The sequence below is a fragment of the Thalassospira sp. UBA1131 genome (assembly GCF_002311515.1).
In the GTDB taxonomy this organism is placed as follows: Bacteria; Pseudomonadota; Alphaproteobacteria; order Rhodospirillales; family Thalassospiraceae; genus Thalassospira.
In genome coordinates this window covers 27863-34941 of sequence record NZ_DCAO01000008.1, presented here as the reverse complement: position 1 = coordinate 34941, position 7079 = coordinate 27863, and the positions used below count along the sequence as shown (strand labels likewise).

Below are 7079 nucleotides of genomic sequence, written 5' to 3'. Positions count from 1 at the left end.
GCGTGCGGTCTGTCGGCGACAGGGTTTATATATCAATTTTCTTAACAGTTGCCGCACCATAGCGCCAATTTCATCTATCCGCATCAAATGCGTGCGCAAGTCCGATCGGCAGACACGCACCTGATATGGGGATAGGCCGCCTGTTTTGCAGGTGATCAGCGCTTTAGCGACTGAAGACGATAGAGCGCATCAAGGGCTTCGCGCGGGGTCATGTTATCGGGATCAAGATCGGCAACCGCATCAAGCAGCGCCTTTTGCGCGTCCGAAAGGGCCGGGGCGCTTGTGCGTTCCTCCTTGGCGGCCTGTTCGATGGCAACCGCAAACAGCGGCAGGTCATCGGCCAGCTTGGAAACAGCACCCCCCTGTTCGCCCTTTTCAAGGGTCTTGAGAACCTGTTCGGCGCGCTTGATAACGGGCTTTGGTAGGCCGGCCAACTGGGCGACGTGAATGCCGTAAGACCGATCTGCACTGCCCGCACCGACTTCATGGAGGAAGACGACCTCGCCCTGCCATTCCTTGATCAGCATGGTGTGGCACGACAGGTGTTTGAGCTTGGCCGCCAACGCCGTCAGTTCGTGATAGTGGGTGGCGAAAAGACCGCGGCACTGATTGATTTCATGCAGGTTCTCAACCACCGCCCAGGCAATCGACAGACCATCAAAGGTCGCCGTGCCACGGCCGATTTCATCCAAAATCACCAGCGAACGGTCAGTTGCCTGATTAAGGATCGATGCGGTTTCGACCATTTCGACCATGAAGGTGGATCGCCCGCGCGCCAGGTCATCGGCCGCACCGACACGCGAAAACAGCCGGTCAATCACGCCGATATGGGCCTTGGCCGCCGGGACAAACGCCCCGATCTGGGCGAGTACCGCAATCAATGCATTCTGGCGCAGGAAGGTCGATTTACCGGCCATGTTCGGACCGGTGATCAGCCACAGGCTTTGTTCATCTTCAAGGCGGCAATCGTTGGCAACAAAGGGTGCGTCGCCATTTTCGCGTAAGGCGGCTTCGACCACCGGATGGCGGCCCGCGGTGATGTCAAAGGCAAGGCTGTTATCGATGTTCGGGCGAATGCAGCCCTGATCGCGTGCAAGTTCGGCCAAAGCAGCCGATACATCAAGCCCGGCCAAGGCACTTGCACATTTGGCGATGTCATCGGCCTTGGCCAGAACGGCGGCCACCAGTTCATCAAACAGTTCAAGTTCAAGGGCAAGCGCCTGATCACCGGCCTTGGAGACCTTGCTTTCAAGCTCGGACAGCTCGACGGTGGTAAAGCGCACCGCATTGGCCATGGTCTGGCGATGGATAAACTCATCCATCTCCATCATCTTGTCGGCGGTTTTGGCCGATACTTCGATGAAATAGCCAAGTACGTTGTTGTGCTTGACCTTAAGGTTGGAAATGCCGGTTTGCTCGGTATAGCGGGCCTGCAGGTTGGCGATCAGCTTTTTGCTTTCACTTGAAAGCATGCGCAGCTCATCAAGCGGCGGATGATAGCCGCCAGCAATAAAGCCACCATCGCGTGCCAGAAGCGGCAGGCTTTCGGCGATTGCCCGGCGCAGCAGATCAATCAGATCGCCGTGATGGCCCATCATGGTCAAATGATCAGAAAGGGCTTCCGGCTGGGCAGTCAGGCCATCATTGCCGCCATCGGGCTTATTCAGAAGATTGCCAATCGCAAAGGCACAGGACAGCCCATCGCGCATCGCCGCCAGATCACGCGGACCACCACGCCCGACCGACAGGCGCGACAACGCACGTTCAATATCGGGGCATTCGCCAAGGGCGGCGCGCAGATCTGATCGCAACCCATCGCGATCATGGAAATATTCCACCAGATCAAGGCGCTTGTTGACTTCATCGGCATTGGTCAGCGGGGCGGACAGACGCGCCGCCAGCAAACGTGCACCAGCACCGGTGCGGGTGCGATCAATGACGGACAGCAACGATCCCTTGCGTTCGCCCGACTGGGTCTGGATCAGCTCAAGCGACCGACGGGTGGCGGCATCGATTTCCATCGCCGCCCCCTCTGCCACGCGGGTTGGCGGGGCGAGGCGGGGCATCTGGCCCTTTTGGGTCAGCTCGACATAATCAATCAGCGCACCGGCAGCCGAAAGCTCGGCGATCTCAAACCCGCCAAAGGCATCAAGGGCTTCGACCTCATAAAGCTTTTTGAGCCTAAGCTGGGCATTTTCAGCATCAAAGCGTGCGGTCGGCTGCGGGGTGATGATGTTTTTATATTCGGCGTAGATGTCGAACACTTCCGCGCGGTTCAGCATCTTTTCCGAAAACAGGATTTCACCCGGATCAAGCCGGGCAAGGGCGGCACCAAGACCGGCCATCTCGCAAGGCTGCACAAAGAAATCACCGGTCGACATATCAAGCCAGGCCAGTCCGATCTTGCCGCGGACTTCGGAAACGGCGGCCAGATAATTGTGGCGCCGCGCATCGAGCAGGCTGTCTTCGGTAAGGGTGCCCGGCGTGATCAGGCGGACAACACCGCGTTTGACCACGGACTTGGCGCCGCGTTTTTTGGCCTCTGCCGGGTCTTCCATCTGTTCACAGACGGCCACCCGGAAGCCCTTGCGGATCAGACGTTGCAGATAGGTTTCGTGACTATGGACGGGAACACCGGCCATGGGAATTTCGTTACCTTGATGCTTGCCGCGTTTTGTCAGGGCAATATCAAGGGCTTCGGCGGCTTTGACCGCATCGTCAAAGAACAGCTCGTAGAAATCGCCCATCCGATAAAACAGCAGGCAGTCCTGATACTGTTCCTTGATTTCAAGGAACTGCATCATCATTGGCGTCGCGCCGTCTCTGGAAAAAGAAGGTGCGGTCGGTGTGGTATCGGATTTATCGGCGATCTGGTTCATGATGACTTGATAGCAAACCCTGAAGGCAAAGACGAGAGCAGGAAACTGGCGGGGTGATAAAACTTGATCTATGCCATTGCAACGCCTGAATTTCTGCGAATATATAAAGATCGTGACCAACAACCAACTGTCGTTTTCCGCGACAGAATAACAGTGAGCAAGGAGCGTACAAAATGGCAGAAGAACAGACCATCCCGCAGGCCCCGGAACTGGTCGGACTGTTTGATACCAAGGACGGTTTCGATGCGGCTCTGCGTGCGCTCCGCGATGCCGGGTTTGAACGCACCGATCTGTCGGTTTTAAGCTCCCACGAATCCATTGATGTGGCTGGCAAGGATGGTCGGTCTTGGTCCGATGTGCTGACCGCACTGGTGGGTGAAACCAAATATGAAGTGCCGCTGGTGGCGTCCGGTGCGATTGCATTGTTTGGGGGCGCTGCGACAGCCGCCGCCGCCATTGCGGTCGGGGCCGGTGTTGGCGCGGTCGCACTTCGTGAGTTTATCGAAGAAGTGACCTCCACCCCGCATACCGAGGATTTCGCCCGCGCGGTGGACGCCGGATCGGTCATCCTGTGGGTGCGGATAGACCCGGACCATGAAGGTGCCGAGGCCAAGGCACGCGACATTCTTGAACAGAATGGTGCCACCAACATCCACCTGCATTCACCGAAGTAATCCGTACGTTTTGGCGTTGCGGGCAGCTGCATGACAGAGTCCGCCGAGAAGGATTGAATTTGCCGGTAAGGCAACAGGAACACGGGGGCATTGGCCCCCGTTTTTCGTATCGTGGAAAGTTCATATCAGTGCCAATCGGCGGGTCGGTTTGCGCGGCGCAATAAAAACGGCAATCCCAGGGGCCCTTTGCGCGCGTGTGATTACATCTCTGAAAAACCAGCACTTACTGCCGGTCACGGCGACGTCGTCGATGGGGCGGCTGTGTCCGCCATTGCGTTTGCGCATGTGAAACGGGTCGGATCAGAGGTCAATGTTGCGCCGCAACATACGGAAAACGCTACGTAATTTTGCGGTTGCCGTTAACGTCGCCTTTGACCCGGGGCGCGAAGCCTGATTTATTGGGCGGTCCGACAAGACGGTCCCACGCCGCAAACTTGTCGATCAGGAAAATCAGAACTCAAGAACAAAACAGACCGTACAGGTTGCTTTCCATCTCACCACGCAAGCGTCAGTGAAAAACACAATGTCAGATACAGAAATCAAGGTTCGTGACCGTGAAGCGCTGCTGTTTCATTCCAGCGGCCGCCCCGGCAAAATCGAAATCACCGCATCCAAACCGCTGACCACTCAGCGCGACCTCTCGCTCGCCTATTCACCGGGTGTTGCGGTGCCTTGTCTTGAAATCGCCAAGAACCCGGCGACTGCCTATGATTACACCTCCAAGGGCAACATCGTTGCGGTCATTTCCAACGGCACCGCCGTGCTTGGCCTTGGCAACCTTGGTGCGCTGGCCTCCAAGCCGGTGATGGAAGGCAAGGCGGTTCTGTTCAAACGCTTTGCCGATGTGGATGGGTTCGATCTTGAAGTGTCGACCGAAGATGTCGACGAGTTCGTCAATTGCGTGCGCTTCCTGGGCGCATCGTTTGGCGGGATCAACCTTGAAGACATCAAGGCGCCGGAATGCTTCATCATCGAACAGCGCCTGCGCGAAGTCATGGACATTCCGGTGTTTCATGATGACCAGCATGGCACGGCGATCATTGCGGCATCGGGCCTGATCAATGCCTGTGACCTGACGGGTCGCAAACTTGAAGACATCAAGCTTGTCATCAACGGGGCCGGTGCGGCCGCGATTGCGTGTTGCGAGCTGGTCAAAAGCATGGGTGTTGCCCATGACAACGTGATCATGTGTGACTCGCGCGGGGTGATCTACAAGGGCCGTGAAGACGGCATGAACCAGTGGAAATCGGCCCATGCGGCGGATACCGATGCACGGTCGCTTGACGATGCGATGAAGGGTGCTGATGCGTTCTTTGGCCTGTCGGTCAAGGGGGCGGTGACATCCGCCATGGTCAAAAGCATGGCCAAACAGCCGATCATCTTTGCCATGGCCAACCCGGATCCGGAAATCTCCCCGGAAGAAGTTGCTGCTATTCGTGATGACGCGATTTGCGCCACCGGGCGTTCGGACTATCCCAACCAGATCAACAACGTTCTGGGCTTCCCGTATATCTTCCGCGGCGCGCTTGATGTTCAGGCATCCACGATCAACGAGGACATGAAGATTGCCGCAGCCCACGCGGTGGCATCGCTTGCGCGTGAAGACGTGCCCGATGAAGTGGCCGCGGCCTATTCCGGGCGTCGTTTGCAATATGGTCCGGAATACATCATCCCGGCCCCGTTTGACCCGCGCCTGATTACCGCCGTGCCCAAGGCAGTTGCCCAGGCCGCGATGGATAGCGGTGTGGCGCGTCGTCCGATAATTGATATGGAAGAATATGAAAATCAGCTGCGTGGTCGTCTTGATCCGACGGCAGCCCATTTGCAGCTGATTTCCGATTATGTCCGTGCGCACCCGAAACGCATTGCCTTTGCCGAGGGTGAGGAAGAAACCGTGATCCGCGCAGCGGTGGCGTATCGCAATTCGGGCTATGGCACGCCGATCCTGATCGGGCGCGAAGACCGCATCCATGAAAGTGCCAAGAAGCTTGGTATTGAAAGCCTTGACGGTGTTGAAATCAGCAACGCGGCCCTGTCCAAGCATAATGCGGAATATGCCGAGTTCCTTTATCAGCGCCTGCAGCGCAAGGGCTTCCTGTGGCGTGATTGCCAGCGCATGGTCAACCAGAAGCGTAACGTCTTTGCCTCTGTCATGGTGGCACAGGGTCATGCTGATGGTTTGATCACCGGGCTTACCCGGAACTTCAATCGCAGCTTCGCCGATGTTGCCGGTGTGATCGATGCCAAGCCGGGTGAAATCCCGATGGGGCTCTCGATTGCGATTGCCAAGGGCCGGACGGTGTTCATCGCCGATACCCGTGTGCACAACCTGCCAAATGCCGAGGAACTGGCCGAGATCGCCATTCAGGCGGCCGCCAAGGCCCGTCAGATGGGTCATGAGCCACGTGTGGCGATGGTTTCGCACTCGACCTTCGGCAACCCGTATAGCGAGGATACCGACCGTATCCGCGAAGCCGTGGGCATCCTTGAAAGCAGCAATGTCGATTTCGAGTTCGATGGCGACATGGCAGTTGATGTGGCACTCGATACCGAGCTTCTGAAGCTTTATCCGTTCTGCCGTCTGTCGGGTCCGGCCAACGTTCTGGTGATGCCGGCGCTCCACGCGGCAACCACAGCCTCCAAACTGCTTGATAAGCTAGGTGGTGGCACCGTGGTTGGTCCGGTGATGATCGGTCTGGAAAAACCGGCCCAGATCGCCCAGATGGGGGCAACCGTGAACGATCTGGTGAACCTTGCGGCCCTTGCCGCCCACGAGGCAGAGCACGGCTAAGCCGAGCCAAAATCAAAGATCAGAAAGGCGGGGCTGATTTTTCAGGCTCCGCCTTTTTTGTTTGGACATCCAACTCTGCCGGACAGGGCGCGCACGAACGCCTGATCCACGGACCAATGCCGCGACATAATTCGGTCTGCGCATTTTGGATGGATGGGTGATAACCTGACAGCTGGATGCGCATATAGACGTCTTGGGGCGTGTTCTGTGACATCCGACCCGATTTTTGCCACATCACAGAGGCAATAGTCCGCAATTCAAGCCAAAACCCAGAAAACAGGAATCGCTTATGGGCCAGTTGACCCGGTTTTTCGCCGTTATCATGTTTTTGCCGCTGCTTGCCGCCTGCGAAGATGAACAGGTCAGCGGACCGACAGCCGATGAAATCACCACGGCGGTGATCGAACGGTTTCGCGATGATCCCTATGCCAAGGTCGGCCATGTTGAAAACGTGACCAAAACCAACAGCATTTCCGAAGACGATGACGAAGTGCTTGTCATGGTGCGTTATGAGCTGGTGTTTGATCGCACGGTTGCCGACTTTGCCGATGACGTGACCGAAAAGGGCAAGGCGGCCGGGACAATGGATGATGTCGGCAGCACGGTGCGCGATGCGCTTGATCTGGTGAAAACCAAGATGCTGACGCTCAAGGAAGGCGAATACAAGGTGGGCGACCGTCGGGTGGTCGAGGATGAAATCCGGTTGCTGAAATCGGAAAAGGGCTGGATTTATCG

At 57.1% G+C, this 7079-nt stretch carries 4 protein-coding genes; 3 read left to right on the top strand and 1 reads right to left on the bottom strand.

Annotated features, from left to right (window positions below; genetic code table 11):
- Window positions 1-155 precede the first annotated feature (155 nt).
- Entirely contained in the window at window positions 156-2879 is a 2724-nt protein-coding gene (mutS, locus tag B3Z49_RS01255; protein WP_296987647.1) for a DNA mismatch repair protein MutS, read from the bottom strand.
- A 173-nt stretch (window positions 2880-3052) separates the two neighbouring features.
- Between mutS and B3Z49_RS01250 the strand changes: the two genes are divergently transcribed.
- The 3 genes from B3Z49_RS01250 to B3Z49_RS01240 form a co-directional block, all read left to right on the top strand.
- Window positions 3053-3553: a hypothetical protein gene (locus tag B3Z49_RS01250; RefSeq protein WP_286791118.1), complete on the top strand. Its 501-nt coding sequence runs from the start codon at window positions 3053-3055 to the stop codon at window positions 3551-3553.
- Between the two features lie 523 nt (window positions 3554-4076).
- Window positions 4077-6344: an NADP-dependent malic enzyme gene (locus B3Z49_RS01245; RefSeq protein WP_008888727.1), complete on the top strand. Its 2268-nt coding sequence runs from the start codon at window positions 4077-4079 to the stop codon at window positions 6342-6344.
- A 289-nt stretch (window positions 6345-6633) separates the two neighbouring features.
- Window positions 6634-7079: hypothetical protein (locus B3Z49_RS01240; RefSeq protein ID WP_296987639.1), on the top strand; the 446-nt coding region annotated here is incomplete at its 3' end.

Coding starts and splice junctions, on each gene's coding strand:
- mutS (WP_296987647.1), bottom strand. CDS start 2,879: ATGAACCAGATCGCCGATAAATCCGATACCACACCGACCGCACCTTCT.
- B3Z49_RS01250 (WP_286791118.1), top strand. CDS start 3,053: ATGGCAGAAGAACAGACCATCCCGCAGGCCCCGGAACTGGTCGGACTG.
- B3Z49_RS01245 (WP_008888727.1), top strand. CDS start 4,077: ATGTCAGATACAGAAATCAAGGTTCGTGACCGTGAAGCGCTGCTGTTT.